At 73.2% G+C, this 19,101-nt stretch carries 20 protein-coding genes; 5 read left to right on the top strand and 15 right to left on the bottom strand.

Annotated features, from left to right (window positions below; translation table 11 throughout):
- The first annotated feature begins 30 nt into the window (after nt 1–30).
- Together ACGFMM_RS19570 and ACGFMM_RS19565 are read left to right on the top strand one after the other, a co-directional pair.
- Nucleotides 31–813 carry a hypothetical protein gene (locus ACGFMM_RS19570; protein ID WP_393647614.1) on the top strand — a complete coding sequence of 261 codons (783 nt, stop codon included), beginning with the start codon at nt 31–33 and terminating at the stop codon, nt 811–813.
- A 179-nt stretch (nt 814–992) separates the two neighbouring features.
- Nucleotides 993–1,220, top strand: coding sequence for a hypothetical protein (locus tag ACGFMM_RS19565; RefSeq protein ID WP_393647613.1), 228 nt, complete (start codon nt 993–995; stop codon nt 1,218–1,220).
- Between the two features lie 90 nt (nt 1,221–1,310).
- Here ACGFMM_RS19565 and der read toward each other — a convergent pair whose 3' ends face one another.
- The 4 genes from der to ACGFMM_RS19545 form a co-directional block, all read right to left on the bottom strand.
- Nucleotides 1,311–2,759, bottom strand: coding sequence for a ribosome biogenesis GTPase Der (der, locus tag ACGFMM_RS19560; protein ID WP_393647612.1), 1,449 nt, complete (start codon nt 2,757–2,759; stop codon nt 1,311–1,313).
- Between the two features lie 72 nt (nt 2,760–2,831).
- Nucleotides 2,832–3,419 (bottom strand): lysophospholipid acyltransferase family protein, encoded by a 588-nt coding sequence (locus tag ACGFMM_RS19555; RefSeq protein ID WP_393647862.1) that lies wholly within the window; start codon nt 3,417–3,419, stop codon nt 2,832–2,834.
- Between the two features lie 53 nt (nt 3,420–3,472).
- Complete coding sequence (gene cmk, locus ACGFMM_RS19550; RefSeq protein ID WP_393647611.1) at nt 3,473–4,159, bottom strand: (d)CMP kinase; 687 nt, start codon at nt 4,157–4,159, stop codon at nt 3,473–3,475.
- Nucleotides 4,160–4,271: 112 nt separating this feature from the next.
- Nucleotides 4,272–5,360 (bottom strand): prephenate dehydrogenase, encoded by a 1,089-nt coding sequence (locus ACGFMM_RS19545; RefSeq protein WP_393647610.1) that lies wholly within the window; start codon nt 5,358–5,360, stop codon nt 4,272–4,274.
- 105 nt (nt 5,361–5,465) lie between these two features.
- On the opposite strand from ACGFMM_RS19545, the gene ACGFMM_RS19540 reads away from it, so the two are divergent.
- The 3 genes from ACGFMM_RS19540 (at nt 5,466) to ACGFMM_RS19530 (ending at nt 7,158) form a co-directional block, all read left to right on the top strand.
- Nucleotides 5,466–5,801 carry a DUF952 domain-containing protein gene (locus ACGFMM_RS19540; RefSeq protein ID WP_393647609.1) on the top strand — a complete coding sequence of 112 codons (336 nt, stop codon included), beginning with the start codon at nt 5,466–5,468 and terminating at the stop codon, nt 5,799–5,801.
- A 90-nt stretch (nt 5,802–5,891) separates the two neighbouring features.
- Nucleotides 5,892–6,395, top strand: a complete 504-nt coding sequence (locus tag ACGFMM_RS19535) for a Rieske (2Fe-2S) protein (protein WP_393647608.1) — start codon at nt 5,892–5,894, stop codon at nt 6,393–6,395.
- 73 nt (nt 6,396–6,468) lie between these two features.
- The gene (locus tag ACGFMM_RS19530) at nt 6,469–7,158 is read left to right on the top strand and encodes a DNA polymerase beta superfamily protein (protein WP_393647607.1); all 690 of its coding nucleotides are present in this window, start codon (nt 6,469–6,471) and stop codon (nt 7,156–7,158) included.
- 4 nt (nt 7,159–7,162) lie between these two features.
- Here ACGFMM_RS19530 and ACGFMM_RS19525 read toward each other — a convergent pair whose 3' ends face one another.
- The 11 genes from ACGFMM_RS19525 to ACGFMM_RS19475 all read right to left on the bottom strand — a co-directional run bounded on the left by ACGFMM_RS19525 (nt 7,163) and on the right by ACGFMM_RS19475 (nt 19,093).
- Complete coding sequence (locus ACGFMM_RS19525) at nt 7,163–8,194, bottom strand: ADP-ribosylglycohydrolase family protein (RefSeq protein ID WP_393647606.1); 1,032 nt, start codon at nt 8,192–8,194, stop codon at nt 7,163–7,165.
- On the bottom strand, nt 8,191–8,934 hold the full coding sequence (locus ACGFMM_RS19520; protein WP_393647605.1) for an NUDIX domain-containing protein: 744 nt from the start codon (nt 8,932–8,934) through the stop codon (nt 8,191–8,193). Before ACGFMM_RS19520 ends, ACGFMM_RS19525 begins: the two co-directional genes overlap by 4 nt.
- Nucleotides 8,931–9,935: an AAA family ATPase gene (locus ACGFMM_RS19515; RefSeq protein WP_393647604.1), complete on the bottom strand. Its 1,005-nt coding sequence runs from the start codon at nt 9,933–9,935 to the stop codon at nt 8,931–8,933. The genes ACGFMM_RS19520 and ACGFMM_RS19515 overlap by 4 nt, the downstream gene beginning before the upstream one ends.
- 236 nt (nt 9,936–10,171) lie before the next feature.
- Nucleotides 10,172–11,269 carry a pseudouridine synthase gene (locus ACGFMM_RS19510; RefSeq protein ID WP_393647603.1) on the bottom strand — a complete coding sequence of 366 codons (1,098 nt, stop codon included), beginning with the start codon at nt 11,267–11,269 and terminating at the stop codon, nt 10,172–10,174.
- A complete protein-coding gene (gene scpB, locus ACGFMM_RS19505) occupies nt 11,269–11,871 on the bottom strand; it encodes an SMC-Scp complex subunit ScpB (protein ID WP_393647602.1) in 603 nt (200 codons plus the stop codon). The genes ACGFMM_RS19510 and scpB overlap by 1 nt, the downstream gene beginning before the upstream one ends.
- Nucleotides 11,868–12,944 carry a segregation and condensation protein A gene (locus ACGFMM_RS19500; protein WP_393647601.1) on the bottom strand — a complete coding sequence of 359 codons (1,077 nt, stop codon included), beginning with the start codon at nt 12,942–12,944 and terminating at the stop codon, nt 11,868–11,870. Before ACGFMM_RS19500 ends, scpB begins: the two co-directional genes overlap by 4 nt.
- Nucleotides 12,945–12,990: 46 nt before the next feature.
- Nucleotides 12,991–13,515: a hypothetical protein gene (locus ACGFMM_RS19495; RefSeq protein ID WP_393647600.1), complete on the bottom strand. Its 525-nt coding sequence runs from the start codon at nt 13,513–13,515 to the stop codon at nt 12,991–12,993.
- Complete coding sequence (locus ACGFMM_RS19490) at nt 13,500–14,543, bottom strand: ParA family protein (RefSeq protein WP_393647599.1); 1,044 nt, start codon at nt 14,541–14,543, stop codon at nt 13,500–13,502. Before ACGFMM_RS19490 ends, ACGFMM_RS19495 begins: the two co-directional genes overlap by 16 nt.
- A 469-nt stretch (nt 14,544–15,012) precedes the next feature.
- Entirely contained in the window at nt 15,013–16,128 is a 1,116-nt protein-coding gene (gene ald / locus ACGFMM_RS19485; RefSeq protein ID WP_393647598.1) for an alanine dehydrogenase, read from the bottom strand.
- Between the two features lie 146 nt (nt 16,129–16,274).
- Nucleotides 16,275–18,260, bottom strand: a complete 1,986-nt coding sequence (locus ACGFMM_RS19480; protein WP_393647597.1) for a tetratricopeptide repeat protein — start codon at nt 18,258–18,260, stop codon at nt 16,275–16,277.
- Nucleotides 18,261–18,466: 206 nt separating this feature from the next.
- On the bottom strand, nt 18,467–19,093 hold the full coding sequence (locus ACGFMM_RS19475) for an NUDIX domain-containing protein (protein WP_393647596.1): 627 nt from the start codon (nt 19,091–19,093) through the stop codon (nt 18,467–18,469).
- Between the last annotated feature and the right edge of the window lie 8 nt (nt 19,094–19,101).

Below are 19,101 nucleotides of genomic sequence, written 5' to 3'. Positions count from 1 at the left end.
GTCGCACGCACCGAGTCCAGGGAGTCCCCCGTGCCGCGCATGCTCGACGTCAGCGAGGACGTACGCGCCGAGATCGGCGACGAAGAAGCCGACCGGCTGCTCGCCGGCGAGAACGCCCCGGGAAGCTACGACTGCACCTCGTGCCGGACGCCGGGCGACTCCGGACAGGAACGCACGAGCACCGTGCTGTTCATCGGCGACGAGACCGCGGTCCTGGCGTTCGCCCACGCCACCTGCATCCCCTCCCAGGTCGTGAAGGTCGCCGAGGACCAGTTGCAGGGCGCGGTCCGTTCCATCACCGCCTCGGACACCGCGGACGCGCTGGCCGCCGCCCACCCGGAGCAGGCCGTCCTCGGCGTCACCAGCGGCCTGGTCCTGATCAAGGGCGAGCTGCACCCCGCCCTGGTCGTCGAGCCCACCGCGCCGGTCGCCCGGCCCGGCTCGGCCGGCCCCGGCGACGAGTTCCTGCCGCTGCTGATGGAGCAGGGCTTCCAGCCGGTCGTGGACGTCAACGAGAAGCCGGCCGCGCTGCCCGGCTGGTCCGTCCTGGTGGCCATGGGCCAACTGCACTCCGTGCTCCAGCCGGGCCCGGGCGGCGCGGGCCAGGCGGCCTGGTGGCAGGCCCACCAGCCGCTGCAGGTGACGGAGGGCTGGCGCGCCGCGGCCAACAAGTCGCACACGGTCCTGGTGTTCGCCGCCCCGGTCGGCTCCATCGGCCAGCAGCCGCGCGAGGACCTGCTGCGGGACGCGCTGGAGAAGGCCGCGGCGAACGGCCGCCTGGTGGCGGCCGCGATGCCGCTGGCCGGAACCTGATGGGGGACGTGCGCCCGGAGATAGGACCGGCGCACGTACCGGGGGTGCCGACCGTCCCGCGCCCCCGGGCCGCTCCCCTTTCGGAGAGCCGCCCGCATCCGACGGACGGCGGGGTCGTTGGCACGTACGTGCACGGATACGATCCCTCCCCGCAGCCGTACCAGAATCCGATCCCCGCCATGCGCCCGGCGCAGGGCGGGTCGGCGGAACCGTCCCAGACACCGATCTACGACCGGCTGTACGCGGAGTACCGACGGGCCTTCCGGACGCTGCCGGGCGACCGCAGCGGCGAGGACGAGCTGCACTTCCGGTCGTTCGGCGTCGGCGGATATGCCGGCGGGAGCGGCTTCACCTACCCCCGGGCCTGGCAGGCGGCGCTGCCGCCGGCCCCGCGCCGGGGACTGTGACGGAGGACCGCGGAGGACGGCGGAGGGCCGGGGCTGCACTGCACGCCCCGGCCCTCCGCCGTCTGCTCACGTCACGTCCCGGACGTCACGTCACTTCTTCCTGCCGCGCTTCTCGCGCACCCGGACCGAGATGTGGATCGGGGTGCCCTCGAAGCCGAACTCCTCGCGCAGCCGGCGCTCGACGAAGCGGCGGTAGCCGGCCTCCAGGAAGCCGGAGGCGAAGAGCACGAACCGGGGCGGCTTGGTGCCCGCCTGGGTGCCGAACAGGATGCGGGGCTGCTTGCCGCCGCGGACCGGGTGCGGGTGGGCGGCGACCAGCTCGCCGAGGAAGGCGTTCAGGCGGCCGGTGGGGACACGGGTCTCCCAGCCCTCCAGCGCGGTCTCGATCGCCGGGACGAGCTTGTCCATGTGGCGGCCGGTCTTCGCGGAGACGTTGACCCTGGGCGCCCAGGAGACCTGCTGCATCTCGGTCTCGATCTCGCGCTCGAGGTAGTAGCGGCGCTCCTCGTCGAGCTCGTCCCACTTGTTGTAGGCGATGACGAGGGCACGGCCGGACTCGACGGCCATGGTGATGATCCGCTGGTCCTGGACCGAGATGTTGTCGGTGGTGTCGATCAGGACGACGGCCACCTCGGCCTTCTCGACCGCGGCGGCGGTGCGCAGGGAGGCGTAGTAGTCCGCGCCCTCCTGGAGGTGGACCTTCTTGCGGATGCCCGCGGTGTCCACGAACTTCCAGGTCTTGCCGCCGAGCTCGATCAGCTCGTCGACCGGGTCGCGGGTGGTGCCGGCCAGCTCGTTGACGACCACGCGGTCCTCGCCGGCGACCTTGTTCAGGAGCGAGGACTTGCCGACGTTCGGACGGCCGATCAGGGCGATCCGGCGCGGGCCGCCGATCGCGTTGCCGAAGGTCTGGGCGGGGGCGTCGGGCAGGGCCTCCAGAACGGCGTCGAGCATGTCGCCGGTGCCGCGGCCGTGCAGCGAGGAGACCGGGTACGGCTCGCCGAGGCCGAGCGACCACAGGGCGGTGGCGTCGGCCTCGCCGGAGGGGCCGTCGACCTTGTTGGCGCAGAGCACGACGGGCTTGCCGGCGCGGCGCAGCAGCTTGACGACGGCCTCGTCGGTGTCGGTGGCGCCGACGGTGGCGTCCACGACGAAGACACAGGCGTCGGCGGCCTCGATGGCGTACTCGGCCTGGGCGGCGACGGAGGCGTCGATGCCGAGGACGTCCTGCTCCCAGCCGCCGGTGTCGACGACCTTGAAGCGGCGGCCGGCCCATTCGGCCTCGTAGGTGACGCGGTCGCGGGTGACGCCGGGCTTGTCCTCGACGACGGCCTCGCGGCGGCCGATGATCCGGTTCACCAGGGTCGACTTGCCGACGTTCGGGCGGCCGACGACGGCGAGGACGGGGAGCGGGCCGTGGCCGGCCTCCTCGATCGCGCCCTCGACGTCCTCCCGGTCGAAGCCCTCTTCCGCGGCGAGCTCCATGAACTCCGCGTACTCGGCGTCGCCAAGTGCCCCGTGGTCGTGCTGGTCGTTCATGAAGTCCGTTCCTTGATCATTCGTGGTCGGTGGGTTCCCGGGCTCCCGGGGTCCCACTACTCAGAGTCTCGCTCAGCGTCCGGTGAGACGCCTGGCGTTTTTCAGGTGCGCGGTGAGCTGCTCCTGAATGCGTACGGTGGCGTCGTCCAGCGCCTTGCGGGTACGCCGCCCGCTGCCGTCGCCGGCTTCGAAGGCGTCGCCGAAGACGACGTCGACGCCGCTGCGCAGCCGGGGCAGCGCCTTGACCAACCGTCCGGGCTTCTCCGTGCTTCCCAGCACGGCGACCGGGACGATCGGCGCGCCGCTGCGGACGGCGAAGTAGGCGAGGCCGGCGCGCAGCGAGGCGAAGTCGCCGTCGCCGCGGGTGCCCTCGGGGAAGATCCCGAGCACGCCGCCGTGCTCCAGGACCGCGAGTGCGTTGCCTATGGCGGCGCGGTCGGCGCTCGTGCGGTCCACCCCGAGCTGCCCGATGCCCTCCAGGAAGGCGCCCAGCGGCCCGACGAACGCCTCCTTCTTGATGAGGAAGTGCACGGGGCGCGGGGCGGTGCCCATGACCATGGGGCCGTCGATGTTGTGGGAGTGGTTCACCGCGAGGATCACGGGCCCGGAGGCGGGTACCCGCCAGGCGCCGAGCACGCGCGGCTTCCAGAAGCCGTACATCAGCCCGATGCCGATCCGGCGGCCGACCGCGGCGCCTCTCCCGGAGGGCTGGGTCACTTCTCGGCCGCCCTCTTCTCCTCCACCAGGGTGACGACGCACTCGATGACCTGGTCGAGCGTGAGCTCGGTGGTGTCGACCTCGACGGCGTCGTCGGCCTTGGCCAGCGGGGAGGTCTTGCGGCTGGAGTCCGCCGCGTCCCGCTTGATCAGGGCCGCCTTCGTGGCGTGCACGTCGGCGCCCTTGAGTTCGCCGGAGCGGCGGGCGGCGCGGGCCTCGGCGGACGCGGTGAGGAAGATCTTCAGGTCGGCGTCGGGCAGCACGGTGGTGCCGATGTCCCGGCCCTCGACGACGATGCCGCCGGCCGCCTGCGCGGCGATGGAGCGCTGCAGGTCGGTGATGAGCGAGCGGACCTCGGGGACGGCGCTGACGGCGCTGACCCGGGAGGTGACCTCCTGGGTCCGGATCGGGCCGGCGGCGTCGAGCCCGTCGACGCTGATCGTGGGCGCGGACGGATCGGTGCCGGAGACGATCACGGGCTTGGCGGCCGCGGTCGCGACGGCCTGCGCGTCCTCGACGTCCACACCGTTGGTGATCATCCACCAGGTGATCGCCCGGTACTGGGCGCCGGTGTCCAGGTAGCGCAGTCCGAGCTTGGCGGCGACCGCCTTCGAGGTGCTCGACTTGCCCGTGCCGGAGGGGCCGTCGATGGCGACGATCACGGATTCCACGGTGTGGGGCACCTTCCTGGTGGCAGGGGGACGGCCCCGGCGGATGCGGGGGACCACCACAAGGTTACCGATTCCCGGACCCCCGTTCGGCCCAGCGGCCGGGGACCGGGTCCCCGGCCCCTGCCTACGCCGTCCTCAGCGACCAGCCGCGTTCCCTCAGCGCGGCGCCCAGGAGGCCCGCCGCGCTCGGCTCCACCATGAGCTGGACGTGGCCCGCCTGCTGGCCGGTCGCGTGCTCGATGCGGACGTCCTCGATGTTGACGCCCGCGGTGCCCGCGTCGGCGAAGATGCGGGCCAGTTCGCCCGGCTGGTCGCTGATGAGCACCGCGACGGTCTCGTACTGCGCCGGGGCGGCGCCGTGCTTGCCGGGGACGCGGGCGCGGCCGGCGTTGCCGCGGCGCAGTACGTCCTCGACGTCGGCCGCGCCGCCCTGCCGCTTGTCCTCGTCGGCGGACTGCAGTGCGCGGAGCGCCCGTACCGTCTCGTCGAGGTCGGCGGCGACACCGGCCAGCACGTCGGCGACCGGGCCGGGGTTGGCGGAGAGGATCTCCACCCACATGCGGGGGTCGGAGGCGGCGATCCGGGTCACGTCGCGGATGCCCTGCCCGCAGAGCCGTACGGCGGTCTCGTCGGCGCTCTCCAGGCGCGCGGCGACCATGGAGGAGACGAGCTGCGGGGTGTGCGAGACGAGGGCGACGGCGCGGTCGTGGGCGTCGGCGTCCATGACGACGGGCACGGCGCGGCAGAGCGCGACCAGCTCCAGGGCGAGGTTGAGGACCTCGGTGTCGGTCTCGCGGGTCGGGGTGAGCACCCAGGGCCGGCCCTCGAAGAGGTCGGCCGTGGCCGCGAGCGGTCCGGAGCGCTCCTTGCCGGACATGGGGTGGGTGCCGATGTACGCGGTGAGGTCGAGCCCGAGCTCCTCCAGCTCCCGCCGGGGGCCGCCCTTGACGCTGGCGACGTCGAGGTAGCCGCGGGCGCGGCCGGCGCGCATGGCGTCGGCGAGGGTGGCGGCGACGTGGGCCGGGGGGACGGCGACGATCGCGAGGTCGACCGGGCCCTCGGCGGGCTGGTCGGTGCCGGCGCCGAGCGCGGCGGCGGTACGGGCCCGGGAGGGGTCGTGGTCGACGAGGTGGACGGTGACGCCCCGGCCGGCGAGGGCGAGCGCGGCGGAGGTGCCGATCAGCCCGGTTCCGATGACGAGGGCGGTTCTCACGGGGCGGTGTCCTTGCTCGGGGCGGCGGCGGCCACGGGGGCTCCTTGGATGTGCGCGTGCGCGATCAGCGTAGTCGGCGGGGCCGGACGGGGTAGAAAGGTCCGCATGCTGATGCATGTCGTACCGCTGGACGAATGGACCGCGGCCCCGGAGGCCGCCTACGCCCCGCCGTCGCTCGCCGCCGAGGGCTTCGTGCACTGCTCGCCGGACGAGCCGACGGCGCTGGCGATCGCCGACGCGCACTACCGGGACGTGCCGGGGCCGCTGCTGGTGCTGGTCCTGGACGAGTCGCGGCTGGCGGCGGAGGTCCGCTGGGAGGGCTCGGAGGACATGCTGTTCCCGCACGTGTACGGCCCGATCGAGCGGGCGGCGGTGGCGTCGGTCCTGGAGGTGCGCCGGGACCCGGACGGCCGTGCGAGGGAGCTGACGCCCTGGGTCTAGGGATTGTCCGACGATCGGGCTCGACGGGAATTGTCAGGCCCTAGGCGTGTTTGCCGGACGTCCGCGCGGCAGAAGGCCAAGCTGGGGTGCATGACTCAGGCTCCGGAAACCAAGCCCCGCCGTACCGTGCTGCTGGCCGGTGCGGGCTCGCTCGCCGCGCTGGCCGTGACGGGCTGCGGCTCGGACAGCGGCTCGGACGGGGGCGCGACGCCGTCCCCGACGACGGCCCCGCCGACCTCGCAGCCGTCGCCCACGGGCTCGGCGCCCGCCTCCCCTCCGGCGCCGACCTCCCCTTCCGCGCCGGCGGGCGACGCGCTGGCGAAGACCTCGGACATTCCGGTGGGCGGCGGCACGGTCTTCGCGGAGCGGAAGGTCGTGGTGACGCAGCCGACGGCGGGCGAGTTCAAGGCGTTCTCGGCGATCTGCACGCACCAGGGCTGCACGGTCAACAAGGTCGCGAACGGCACGATCGACTGCCCCTGCCACGGCTCGAAGTTCCGTATCGCCGACGGCTCGGTGGCGGCCGGCCCGGCCCCGCGGCCGCTGCCGGCGGAGCAGATCACGGTGGAGGGCGACCAGATCACGCTGGACTGACCGTCGCCCGGGCGCGGGCCGCGGCGAGGAAATCCCGCGCCCCGCGGAACCGCCGCCCACTACCCTGCCCCGCATGACTCCCGAGGCGCTGGTGCGCGACCACACGATCTACTCCTGCGTCATGGGGTCGCGCGCCTTCGGTCTGGCGACCGAGGGCAGCGACACGGACCGCAGGGGCGTGTATCTGGCCCCGACCCCGCTGTACTGGCGCTTCGAGAAGCCGCCGACGCATGTGGAGGGGCCGCGCGAGGAGCAGTTCAGCTGGGAGCTGGAACGCTTCTGCGAACTCGCCCTGCGCGGCAACCCGAACATCCTGGAGTGCCTGCACTCCCCGCTCGTCGAGCAGGTCGACGACACCGGCCGCGAGCTGCTGGCGCTGCGCGGCGCGTTCCTGTCCCGCCGGGTGCACCAGACCTTCGTCGGCTACGCGACGACCCAGCGCCGCAAGCTGGACGCCGACCTCCGCCAGTACGGCGCCCCGCGCTGGAAGCACGCGATGCACCTGCTGCGCCTCCTGATCAGCTGCCGCGACCTGCTGCGCACCGGCCGGCTGACCCTGGACGCGGGCCCGGAGCGCGACCGGCTGCTCGCCGTCAAACGCGGCGAGATCACCTGGCCGGAAATCGAGGCCTGGATGGCCCGCCTCCACTCGGAGACGGACGAGGCCCTGCCGGCCTCGCCCCTCCCCGCGTCCCCCGACCACGCCGCGGTCGAGTCCTTCCTCACCCGGACCCGCCGGGCGTCGGCCCTGCGCGAGGGCTAGTCGCTCAGACGTCCCAGAGGGCGCCCAGGGTGAGGAGTTCGCTGCGGTACTCGATGCGCTCGGACCATTCCTTGGGCCAGGCCGCGGCGCCGAGGTGGGCGCCGGCGAAGGCTCCGGTGAGGCAGGCGATCGAGTCGGAGTCGCCGCGGGTGCAGGCGGCGCGGCGCAGGGCCGTGACCGGCTCCTCCGGGAAGAGGAGGAAGCACAGCAGGGCGGTGGCCAGGGCCTCCTCGGCGATCCAGCCGTCGCCGGTGTACTCGCAGGGGTCGAGCTCCGGGTCGGCCGTGCGCAGCGACTCCGCCAGCTTCTCCAGGACGGCCAGGCACTCGTCCCAGCCGCGTTCGATGTACGACTCCGGCGTCGCGTCGTGGCCGTGGGCCCACAGGTCGCCGAGCCACTTGTGGTGGTAGCGGGAGCGGTTCTCGTACGCGTACGAGCGCAGCCGGCCGACCAGGCCCAGCGGCTCCGCGCCCTGCGTCAGCAGGTACACCGCGCGGGCTGTGAGGTCCGAGGCGGCCAGGGCCGTGGGGTGGCCGTGCGTGAGCGCGGACTGGAGCTGCGCCGCGCCGGCCCGCTGCTCGTCGCTCAGGCCCGGCACCAGGCCGACCGGCGCGACCCGCATGTTGGCCCCGCAGCCCTTGGAGCCGATCTGGCTGGCCTGCTGCCAGGGCCGGTCGCCGTCGAGCAGCCGGCAGGCGGCCAGGCACGTCCGGCCGGGTGCGCGGTTGTTGTCCGGGGAGTGGTACCAGTCGACGAACTCCTCCCGCAGCGGCGGGAGCAGCCGCAGCGGGGCGAGGACCCCGCGGTCCACGGCCGTGCGCAGCCCGCGCGCGACCGCGAGTGTCATCTGGGTGTCGTCGGTGACGTGCGCCTGTCCGCGCCCGCCGGGCAGTTCCATCCGCCGCCAGGGCCCGCACTTGGCGAGGATGGCCGGCACGTCGTTGAACTCGGTGGGGAAGCCCAGCGCGTCGCCGAGCGCCAGTCCGATCAGCGTCCCCGTGGCTGCCTGCTTGGTGATGGTCCGTGCACTGATCACGTGGATGACCGTCCTTCCGGTCGCAGCAGAGGCGGGTGCAGCGCGGTGGCGCTGCCCGCCTTGTACAGAGCGGCCGGTTTCCCCCGTCCGCCGGTGAGGCGCGGCGGTCCTTCCACGGCCTGGACGAAGCCGGCCGTGGCGAGGACCTTGCGCCGGAAATTGGGGCGGTCGAGCTCGACGCCCCAGACCGTCTCGTACACCTCCCGCAGCTCGCCGAGGGTGAACTCCGGCGGGCAGAAGGCGGTCGCGAGACATGTGTACTCGAGCTTGGCGCCGACCCGTTCGCGGGCGTCGGCGAGGATGCGGTCGTGGTCGAAGGCGAGGGGTCCGTGCGTCCCGTAGGGCAGCCAGCGGGCCTGCGCCGCGTCGCCGCCGCCGCGCGGCTCCGGCAGGTCGTCCGGCACGAGCGCGGTGTACGCGACGGAGACCACCCGCATCCTCGGGTCCCGGTCCGGTTCGCTGTAGGTCCGCAGCTGTTCCAGGTGGAGCCCGGCGACCGTGCCGTCGGCAAGGCCGGTCTCCTCGGCGAGTTCGCGCCGCGCGGCCTGTTCGGAGGACTCCCGGGGCAGGACGAAGCCCCCGGGCAGCGCCCAGGCGCCCGCGTACGGCTCCTGGCCTCGCTCGACGAGCAGCACGTGCAGCCGCTGCTCGCGGACCGTCAGGACGGCGAGGTCGACGGTGACGGCGAAGGGCTCGAAGGCGTACTTGTCGTAGCCCTCGGGGGCCCGGGCGGTGCTCATGGGAACTCCGTTGTCAGCTGCCAGCCCTCGGCCAGCAGGTCGTCCACGGCGGCGACGGCGGTCGCCAGCCGTTCCTCGTGCGGTCCGGTGAGGACGGCGCTCCGCCGCCCGGTGTGCGCGAGCTGCGCGAGCAGCCGGGCGGTCGTCCAGGCGCGCAGCGCGTCCTCGTCCCCGTCGGCGGGCGGCACGCCGCGGTGGTCGGTCAGGAGCCACAGGTGCTGGCGGCCGCGCGCCGCGATCCGGGCCGTCTCCTCGCTCGGCGCGCCGAGGTACCGCTCGTGCCGGATCGTCGCCGTGAACGCGTCCGCGTCGCAGAACAGCACCGGCGCGCCGGTGCGGGCCGCCAGTTCCTCGCGCTCGGCCTGGCCGCCGGCGATCAGCGGGTACTCCTCGGTGCGCAGCTCCCGCGCCGGCCGCCCGCCGCGGTAGGCGTCCGCGTAGTCCGGTACGCAGCGGGTGCGGGCCCAGACGCCGCCGCGCCGCCGGTAGTGGTCGGCGAGGGCGAGGGCGAGGGTGGTCGCGCCGGTGGATCCGGCGCCGAGCACGACGATCCGCCGGGTCAGCGCGGCGCGCACCGGCGGCTCCAGGAAGTCCCACCAGCTCACCGGGTCCTTGCGCACGGCGGCGCCGGAGACCGGGAACACGCTGCGCCCGGGGTCCACGCAGACCGCTTCCGCGCCGAGCCGCCGGCCCAGCTCCTCGCCGTACGGCTCGGAGCTGAAGACCGCGTCGACCGGTTCGGGCACGGCGGCCGCGGCGAGGACGGCCGCGGGCACGGCGGACGGGTCGGCGACGGCGTCCGCGCCGATGACCCGGACGTCCGGGTGCACCTCGCGCAGCCAGGCGACCCGGTCGTCCAGGGCGAGCGGCTCGGGGGCCGCGCCGCAGACGAGAACGGTGAGCCGCTCGCAGCGGTCGCGGGCGGTGCGGATCAGGTGGTGGTGTCCGGCGTGCGGCGGACCGAACCTCCCCAGGACCAGCCCGTGCCCGTAGCGCCTCATGCCCCGTCACCTCCGCCCCCACGGCGTTCGGGCGCCGTGCCGCCGGTCTGCCTGGTCCACCCCCGTGGGTCCAGGCGGAGCCGGCCGTCGCACGACACACCGAGCTCTTTAAGAGTCACCTTGACTATAAAGCGGGTCACCACTCGCCCACAAGTGCGAACGCACACGAATACGAGGGGCCCGTGACCACCGCGCGGCGGTCACGGGCCCCTCGGGACTCTCCGGGAGAGCGGCCCTTACAGGCCGACCTCCTTCATCAGCATCCCGACCTCGGTGTTCGACAGCCGCCGCAGCCAGCCCGACTTCTGGTCGCCGAGCCCGATCGGACCGAAGGCGGTCCGCACCAGCTTCTCCACCGGGAAGCCCGCCTCGGCGAGCATCCGCCGCACGATGTGCTTGCGGCCCTCGTGCAGCACGACCTCGACCAGGTAGTTCTTGCCGACCTGCTCGACCACCCGGAAGTGGTCGGCGCGGGCGTACCCGTCCTCCAGCTGGATGCCGTCCTTGAGCAGCCTGCCGACCTCACGCGGCAGCGGACCGGTGATGGCGGCCAGGTAGGTCTTCTTCACGCCGTACTTGGGGTGCGTGAGGCGGTGCGCCAGCTCTCCGTGGTTGGTGAGCAGGATGATGCCCTCGGTCTCCGTGTCGAGCCGGCCGACGTGGAAGAGCCGGGTCTCGCGGTTGGTGACGTAGTCGCCCAGGCACTGGCGGCCGTCCGGGTCCTCCATGGTGGAGACGACGCCTTCGGGCTTGTTCAGCGCGAAGAACTGGTACGACTGCGTGGCGACGGTGAGACCGTCGACGCGGATCTCGTCCTTCTCCGGGTCCACGCGCTGGCCCTGCTCCAGGACGATCTCGCCGTTGACCTCGACCCGGGCCTGCTCGATCAGCTCCTCGCAGGCACGGCGCGAGCCGTAACCGGCGCGGGCCAGCACCTTCTGCAGCCGCTCGCCCTCCTGCTCGGCGCCGGGGAAGGTCTTGGGCGTCTTGACCTCGGGCTTGTTCGCGTACCGCTCCCGGTTGCGCTCCTCCGCGCGGGCGTCGTACTCGCGCGAACGAGCGGGGGCGGTCCGGCCGCCGCCGCGCTTCGGGGACTGCTTGGGTCCGCCCTTGGCACCGCCGCGGGCGGCCGCGCCGCGGCCCCGCTTCGGATCGTCGGACGGCATGCCCACGTCGTACGTGCGCTCCTCGGGGCGGGGGTTGCGCGTCCGGCCGGGGGTCTGGCCCCGCTCGTCGCGGGCGTTGCCGGCCCCTCGGTAATTGCCGCGGCCGCCGCTCTTGGCACCACGGCTCCCGCCGTTGTTTCCGCTGTTCCTGCCGCTGCTGCTTCGCATCAAATTTCCGTCTTGTCGATTGCGTCTGCGTCTTCGAACGACGGAAGTCCTTCCCGGGACTCGGCCTCGACCGCGTCCGCCTCGGGGAGGAAGGGCGCGAGCTCGGGGAGTTCGTCCAGGCCGCGCAGGCCCATCCGCTCCAGGAAGTAGTTCGTCGTCCTGTACAGGATCGCACCTGTCTCGGGTTCCGCGCCCGCCTCCTCCACAAGACCGCGCTGCAGGAGGGTGCGCATCACGCCGTCGCAGTTCACTCCGCGCACCGCGGAGACGCGGGAACGGCTGACCGGCTGGCGGTACGCGACGACCGCGAGGGTCTCCAGCGCCGCCTGGGTGAGCCGGGCCTGCTGCCCGTCGAGCACGAACCGCTCGACCGCCGCGGCGTGCTCGGCGCGGGTGTAGTACCGCCAGCCGCCCGCGACGAGCCGCAGCTCGAAGCCGCGGCCCTGGGCGGTGTACTCGTCGGCCAGCTCGCGCAGCGCGTCGGCGACGGCGCGGCGGGGCGCTTCGAGCACCCTGGCGAGGTGCTCCTCGGTGGCGGGCTCGTCGACGACGAGCAGCACGGCTTCGAGGGCGGGCTTGAGGCCGCCCTGGACGTCGCTCATTCCATGGCCTCCGTTACTCGGTCGAACTCGTCGGTGACGCGGGTGTCCCCGTCCCCGCCGGTCCACGACACGGTGAGGTCGCCGAGGGCGTCCTCCTGGTCGAGGGCGACGGCCTTGTCCCGGTACAGCTCAAGGAGCGCGAGGAAGCGGGCGACGACGGTGAGGGTGTCCGCGGCGTCCTCGGCCAGCTCGCGGAAGCTGCAGGTCCCGCGCGCCTTGAGGAGCGCGACGACGACGCCGGCCTGCTCGCGGACGCTGACCAGCGGGGCGTGGATGTGGTCGACGTACACCTGCGGCTTGGCCTTGGGCTGCATGGCCTTGACGGCCAGCTTCGCGAAGCCCTCGGGGCCGATGCTGATGACGACCTCGGGCAGCAGTTCGGCGTGGTGCGGTTCCAGGCCGACGGTCCGCGGGTACCGCCGCCCTTCGCTCTCCCAGCGCTCGGCGAGGATCCCGGCGATCTCCTTGTACGCGCGGTACTGAAGGAGCCGGGCGAACAGCAGGTCCCTCGCCTCCAGGAGCGCCAGGTCCGCCTCGTCCTCGACCTCGGCGGTGGGCAGCAGCCGGGCGGCCTTGAGGTCCAGCAGCGTGGCGGCCACGACGAGGAACTCGGTCGTCTGGTCGAGGTCCCAGTCGGGCCCCATCCCCCGGATGTACGCCATGAACTCGTCGGTCACCTTGGACAGCGCGACCTCGGTGACGTCCAGCTTGTGCTTCGCGATGAGCTGCAGCAGCAGATCGAACGGCCCCTCGAAGTTCCCCAGCCGCACGGTGAACCGCCCGGCCTCGGCGGGACCGGGCGCGTCGCCGGGAGCGGGTGCCTCGCCGGGGGCGGCCGGCTCGGGCTCCTGAGCGGGAGGCTCCGTCACCGGTACGGCTGCGGGGGCCTCCGGCGCCGGTACGGGGACGTCTGCGGCCGGTACGGGCGCCTCAGCCGCCGGAGCAGGATCGTCCGGCGCCGGTTCGACCGGCGGGGGTTCGGCCGCCGGGTCCTCCCCCGCGCGCGGGAACCCGCCCGGGCCGCGCCCCAGGGGGCGGCGGCGGGGCTGCGGGGACGTTTCGGCGGGGGGCATGGGGGTCCTGACAGGAGCAAGGGGCGCGGCAGCCCGCAGGCTACCTTCAGCGGCCGCGCAGACGCCGGACCAGGATGCTCGCGTCGCCGCGGGACTCCAGGTCGGCGAGGACCACCGCGACCGCCTCGCGGACGATCCGGCCGCGGTCGACCGCGAGGCCGTGCTCGCCGCGCAGCACCAGGCGCGCGTGCTCCAGGTCCATCAGCTCCTCGGCGGAGACGTAGACCGTGATCTTCTCGTCGTGCCGTTCCCGCCCGCTGGGCCGCCGGCTCGGCGACCGGCCCCGCCGGCGCGCCGCGCCGCCCGCCTGCGCGGCGGACGCCGTCATCGGCTTCGGCGCGGCCGCGGACTCCGGCTCCGCCACGCGGGCGCGCGGCTCCGTCGTCTCGGAGTCCGCCGCGGCGTGCTCCTCGGAGCCGCCCGCGCCCTCGGCCGCCGCCTCGGTGTCGCTCTCGCCCGCCGGAGCGGGCACCCTCGGCTCGCCCCGGCGGGGCGACGAGGACTGCAGGGCCGTGCCCCCGGTCGTACGGAACAGCTCGTCGGCTCCGGGCAGACTCACTCGGCGTGACACCGGGCGAGCACCTCCCTGGCGAGCTGGCGGTACGCGGCGGCGCCGACGGAGTTGGAGGCGTACGTGGTGATGGGCTCGCCGGCGACCGTGGTCTCCGGGAAGCGCACGGTCCGGCCGATCACCGTGTGGTAGACGTGCTCGTCGAAGGCCTCGACGACACGCGCCAGCACCTCACGGCTGTGCACGGTCCGGGAGTCGTACATCGTGGCGAGGATGCCGTCGAGCTCCAGCTCGGGGTTCAGCCGCTCCTGGACCTTCTCGATGGTCTCGGTCAGCAGGGCCACACCGCGCAGCGCGAAGAACTCGCACTCCAGCGGCACGATGACCTTGTGCGCCGCGGTCAGCGCGTTCACGGTCAGCAGGCCGAGCGAGGGCTGACAGTCGATCACGATGTAGTCGTAGTCGTTCATCAGCGGCTTCAGCGCGCGCTGCAGCGTGGACTCCCGCGCCACCTCGCTCACCAGCTGGACCTCGGCCGCCGAGAGGTCGATGTTGCTCGGCAGCAGGTCCATGTTGGGGACCGCGGTCTTGAGCAGCACCTCGTCGGCCGACATGCCCCGCTCCATGAGCAGGTTGTAGACGGTGAGGTCGAGCTCCATCGGGTTCACGCCGAGACCCACGGACAGCGCGCCCTGCGGGTCGAAGTCGACGAGCAGGACCCGGCGGCCGTACTCCGCGAGCGCCGCGCCCAGGTTGATGGTCGACGTGGTCTTGCCGACGCCGCCCTTCTGGTTGCACATCGCGATGATCTTCGCGGGACCGTGGTCGGTCAGCGGTCCCGGGATCGGGAAGTACGGCAGGGGCCGTCCGGTCGGGCCGATCCGCTCGCGGCGCTGGCGGGCAGCGTCGGGTGCGAGGGTGGCCGCGTACTCCGGGTCGGGCTCGTACTCGGCGTCGGGGTCGTAGAAGTGACCCTCGGGCAGCTCGTCGTAGGCGGCGAAGTGGGTGGACTCTCGGCCACTCTCGTTGCCGGCCGTGGCGTTCACGTGTAGGCCGTCCATCGTCTTCATCGTGTGGGCTGTCGTCATGGGCTGGTGTGTCGCGAGGCTACGAACCGCGACGGAGCCGATCGGGTCGTCTCCTGACTCGCCACTCCCGGGAGTGAATGTCGACTTATTCACAAGTCGTCTTACCTCCTTGGACGTGACCAGGAACATTTATCGATAGGTCAGCGTGGCACCATGCCGACGGTTGGCGACTCTATGGCGTGTCACCGCTCCGCAGCAACACAATCCGCCGGACCCGGCCCGATGTGTCGGCAATCGAACACCCCGCTGTCAAGGGTGCACAGGCATGCATCGAGACGTTTCAGGGGTGTGCGAAACGGTTAAAGGGTTACGTTCGAGGCGAGTTGAACACCGGCCGGAACGTGGCCGGACACACATCCGGCCGGACCTTGCTCGGCAAGGTCCGGCCGGACGCGTGAGGTTGACGGCGGGCATTGACTCACCGTCGGCGAAGCTCAGCCCGAGGGTCGGCTCCGCGGTGCCCCGGGGCTCAGCCCAGGAGGGCGCTCAGTTCCACGTGCTCGTAGCCGTGAGCCTCGGCGACCTCCTTGTAAACGACCTTGCCGTCATGGGTGTTGAGGCCCTTGGCCAGTGCGGCGTCGCGGCGCAGCGCCTCGGCCCAGCCGTTGTTCGCCAGCGACACGATGTAGGGCATCGTGGCGTTGGTGAGGGCGTAGGTGGAGGTGTTCGGGACCGCGCCGGGCATGTTGGCGACGCAGTAGAAGACCGAGTTGTGGACCATGAAGGTCGGCTCGGCGTGGGTGGTCGGGTGGGAGTCCTCGAAGCAGCCGCCCTGGTCGATGGCAATGTCGACAAGGACACTTCCGGGCTTCATCTTGGCGACGAGCTCGTTGGTGACCAGCTTCGGAGCCTTGGCACCCGGGATGAGGACGGCGCCGACGACGAGGTCGGCCTCGATGACGGCCTTCTCCAGCTCGAAGGCGTTGGAGACGATCGTCTTGACCTTCGTGCCGAAGATCTTGTCGGCCTCGCGGAGCTTGTTGATGTCCCGGTCGAGCAGGGTCACGTGGAAGCCCAGGCCGATGGCGATCTGCACGGCGTTCCAGCCGGAGACGCCGCCGCCGATGACCACGCACTCGCCGGCGTGGGTGCCGGGGACGCCGCCGGGGAGCACGCCGCGGCCGCCGGCCGAGCGCATCAGGTGGTACGCGCCGACCTGCGGGGCCAGGCGGCCCGCGACCTCGGACATGGGGGCGAGCAGCGGGAGCGCGCGGCTGGGCAGCTCGACCGTCTCGTAGGCGATGGCGGTGGTGCCGGACTCCAGGAGCGCGTCCGTGCACTCCTTGGACGCGGCCAGGTGCAGGTAGGTGAAGAGGGTCTGGTCCTTGCGGAGGCGGTGGTACTCCTCCGCGATGGGCTCCTTGACCTTGAGCAGCAGGTCGGCGGTGGCCCAGACCTCGTCGGCGGTGCCGAGGATGTCGGCGCCGGCCGCCACGTACTCCTCGTCGGTGATCGAGGAGCCGACACCGGCGTTCTGCTCGATGAAGACCTGGTGGCCGTTGCGGACGAGCTCGTGGACACCGGCGGGGGTGATGGCCACGCGGTACTCGTTGTTCTTGACCTCGCGGGGGATGCCGACCTTCATCGTCGATCACGGTCCTTGAATCAGGGGGAAGGGTGGAGCAATGGCATACATACCCGGATGCATCGCTACGCACCGGGGCAGACCGCGTTCGATTGCGGCGGACCCAGTCTAATGAAGGATTTCCAGCTGTCTAGCCTTACAAACAACTAATCCTCACCAGAAGCACTACGGATTTCGTAGGCGGATGAGGGGGTTCCAAGGAGTCTTTCCGCAGTCAGCCGGTGCAGTCGGGCGGCGGCCGGGTCGCCGAGCCGGTCGAGGGTGTCGGCCAGCCTGAGCTGGAGCGCGGCCTGCAGCCGCTCGTCCCGGGCGCGCCGGGCCCACTCCACCGCCTCCTCGCAGGTCCGCAGGGACTCCTCCGGCCGGCCGGCGTACTCCTGGACCCGCGCGGCCTCGCTCAACGCCCGTGCGTAGCCGGGCAGATCGTCGAGCCGGCGGTGGCCCGCGGCGGCCGCGCGCCAGTTGCGCAGCGCCTCGCCGTAGCGGCCGGAGTAGGTGAGGACCGCGCCGAGCCGGCCGTACAGCCGGGCCTGGTCGGCGCGCTCGTCGCGGGCGAGGCGGTGCGCGAGCGCCCGGGAGTACCAGTCGCCGGCCCGCTGCCAGTCGCCCAGCTCCTGGTAGGAACCTCCTACGGATTCCATCGCTCGGCCGATCGCGTACGGGTCGTTCGCGGCCCGTCCGGCGTCCAGCGCGGTCCGGTAGCGGGCCAGGGCGGCCTCGGTGCGGCCGGTCCGGGCGTCGAGGTCGGCCAGGTTCAGCAGGGCGGCGGCCCGCTCCCGGTGCAGCCCGCGGCGCTCGGCGACGTCCAGGACCAGTCCGTGCAGTCCGTACAGGTCCGGGGCGGCGGCCTCCGCGCCCCGGTGTGCGGCCAGGGCCCTGACCAGCGCGGAGACCAGCCGCCGCGCCAGGGTGTCCAGCTCGCCGTCGGCGACGGCGAGGCGCGCGGAGGCGAGCAGCGCCGGACGGCGGGCGCCCAGCCAGCGGGCCGCCGCTTCGGCGTTCGGGAACCGCAGGGCGCGCGGCAGTCCGGCCAGCTTGCGCCGGGCCGCCGAGCCCTCGGCCTCGGTCACGGCCCGGCAGGACTGCAGCAGCCGTACGTTCCGCTCCAGCATCCGGGCCCGGGCGAGCTGTGCCTCGGCCGGCCGGTCCTTCTCCTCCAGGAGTGCGCGCAGCGGGGCCTCCAGATGCCCGGGCACCTCGTACTGGCCGTCGGCGCCGGCCCGGACGAGCCCAAGGCCGGCGAGGTCGGACAGGGTGGTCGCGGCGGCGGAGACCGAGCAGCCGGCCAGCGCGGAGGCGGTGTGGGCGTCGGCGAGGCCCAGCGGGGCGAGGGCGAGCAGTCGCAGTATCCGGGCGGCGGGCTGCGGCAGGGCCTCGTGGAGCAGCCGGAACGCGCGGTCCTGCGGCTCGCCGGTCAGCGCGCGCAGCCGCTTGGCGAGGTCGGCGACGGAGGCCTTGGGGTGGGAGGCCAGCCAGCCGCCGGCGAGCACCAGCGCGGCGGGCTTGCCGCCGCAGACCTCGGTGAGCGTCTCGGCGGCCTGCGGGTCGACGGTGATCCGCACCGAGCCGGTGTAGCTCTCGAGCAGCTCGATCGCCGACTTCGGGTCGAGTCCGCCGAGGGTGCAGGGCCGTACGTCGGGGATGCCGGTGAGCGGGCCCTGGGCGACGGCGACGACCAGGCACTCGGCGTTGTCCGGGAGCAGCGGGTCGACCTGCTCGGCGTCCACGCAGTCGTCGAGCAGCAGCACGGTGCGGCGGACGGCGAGGGTCTCGCGCAGGGTCTCGGTCAGTTCGTCGCCGTCGGCTCCGGCGGGTCCGTCGATGCCGAGCGCGTCGAGCAGTTCGCGGGCGGTGCGCTCGGTGGGCACGGGGGCGCCGCCGAAGTCGGTGAGCCGGGCGCGCAGCACGCCGTCGGGGTACGCGGCGGACAGCCCGGCGACCAGTTCCCCGGCGAGCGCGGTACGGCCGGAGCCGGGGCGTCCGGCGACGAGCAGCACCCGGGCCCGGGGGGCCTTGCGGCCGGCCAGGGTGTCCAGGCCGGTGCGTTCGATGTCGGCGCGCAGCGCCTTCAACTCCCGTTGCCTGCCGAAGAATCGGCGCACGCCGCCGGTCGCCACCGCCTGATCCGACACGGGTGGAACTCCCGTCTGTCCGCGCACGCGCTCCGATCCCGCGGGGGCTCCGCACGGGCGATCACGAGCGTAGTTCAGCGACGGGTGCCGACCCGGCGGAGCGCGGCGGACAGTTCCCTCGATCGGATCAACGGATCGTCATACCGGAACGGCGGGGCAGGTGAAGACCACCGGCCCCGCCGCACAGTCCTGCGCCTCGGGCGTCGCTACGCCTCGAACGGCCGCGCCGGCCACGGCGCGTCGGCCGGGCGCAGCGCGTCCGGGCCCTCGCCCGCGCGGGCCGCCGTCAGCGACAGCACGCCCACCACGAGGCAGTTGTTGTGCAGTTCGCCGGCGAGCACCCCGCGCACCAGGTCGTCCAGCGGCACCCGGGCGAGCTCCATGTCGGACTCCTCCTCGGAGACCTCGTACCGCTCCCCCTCCGCCTCGGACAGTCCCCGCGCCAGGAAGATCCGGATCGCCTCGTCGCAGCCGCCCGGCGTGGTGTACACGTCCGTCAGGACGCGCCACTCCTCCGCCTTGACGTGCGCCTCCTCGTACAGCTCGCGCTGCGCCGCGTGCAGCGGGTTCTCGCCGGGCACGTCGAGCAGGCCCGCCGGGATCTCCCACAGCTTGTGCCGTACCGGGTGCCGGTACTGACGCAGCACCAGGACGCGGTCCTCGTCGTCCAGCGCGAGCACCGCGACCGAACCGGGATGCACCTGGTAGTCGCGGCGCGCGACCGTGCCGTCCGGCATCACCACGTCGTCCGTGCGAACACTGGTCTTGTTCCCCTGGAAGGGCGTCGTCGTCGCGACGACCTGCCACTCCTCCGGGGTGTCCTGCAACTCCATCAGCGTCC

It is taken from the genome of Streptomyces sp. NPDC048604, from assembly GCF_043199435.1.
Taxonomy (GTDB): Bacteria; Actinomycetota; Actinomycetes; order Streptomycetales; family Streptomycetaceae; genus Streptomyces.
This window is presented reverse-complemented; position numbering and strand designations above follow the sequence as displayed.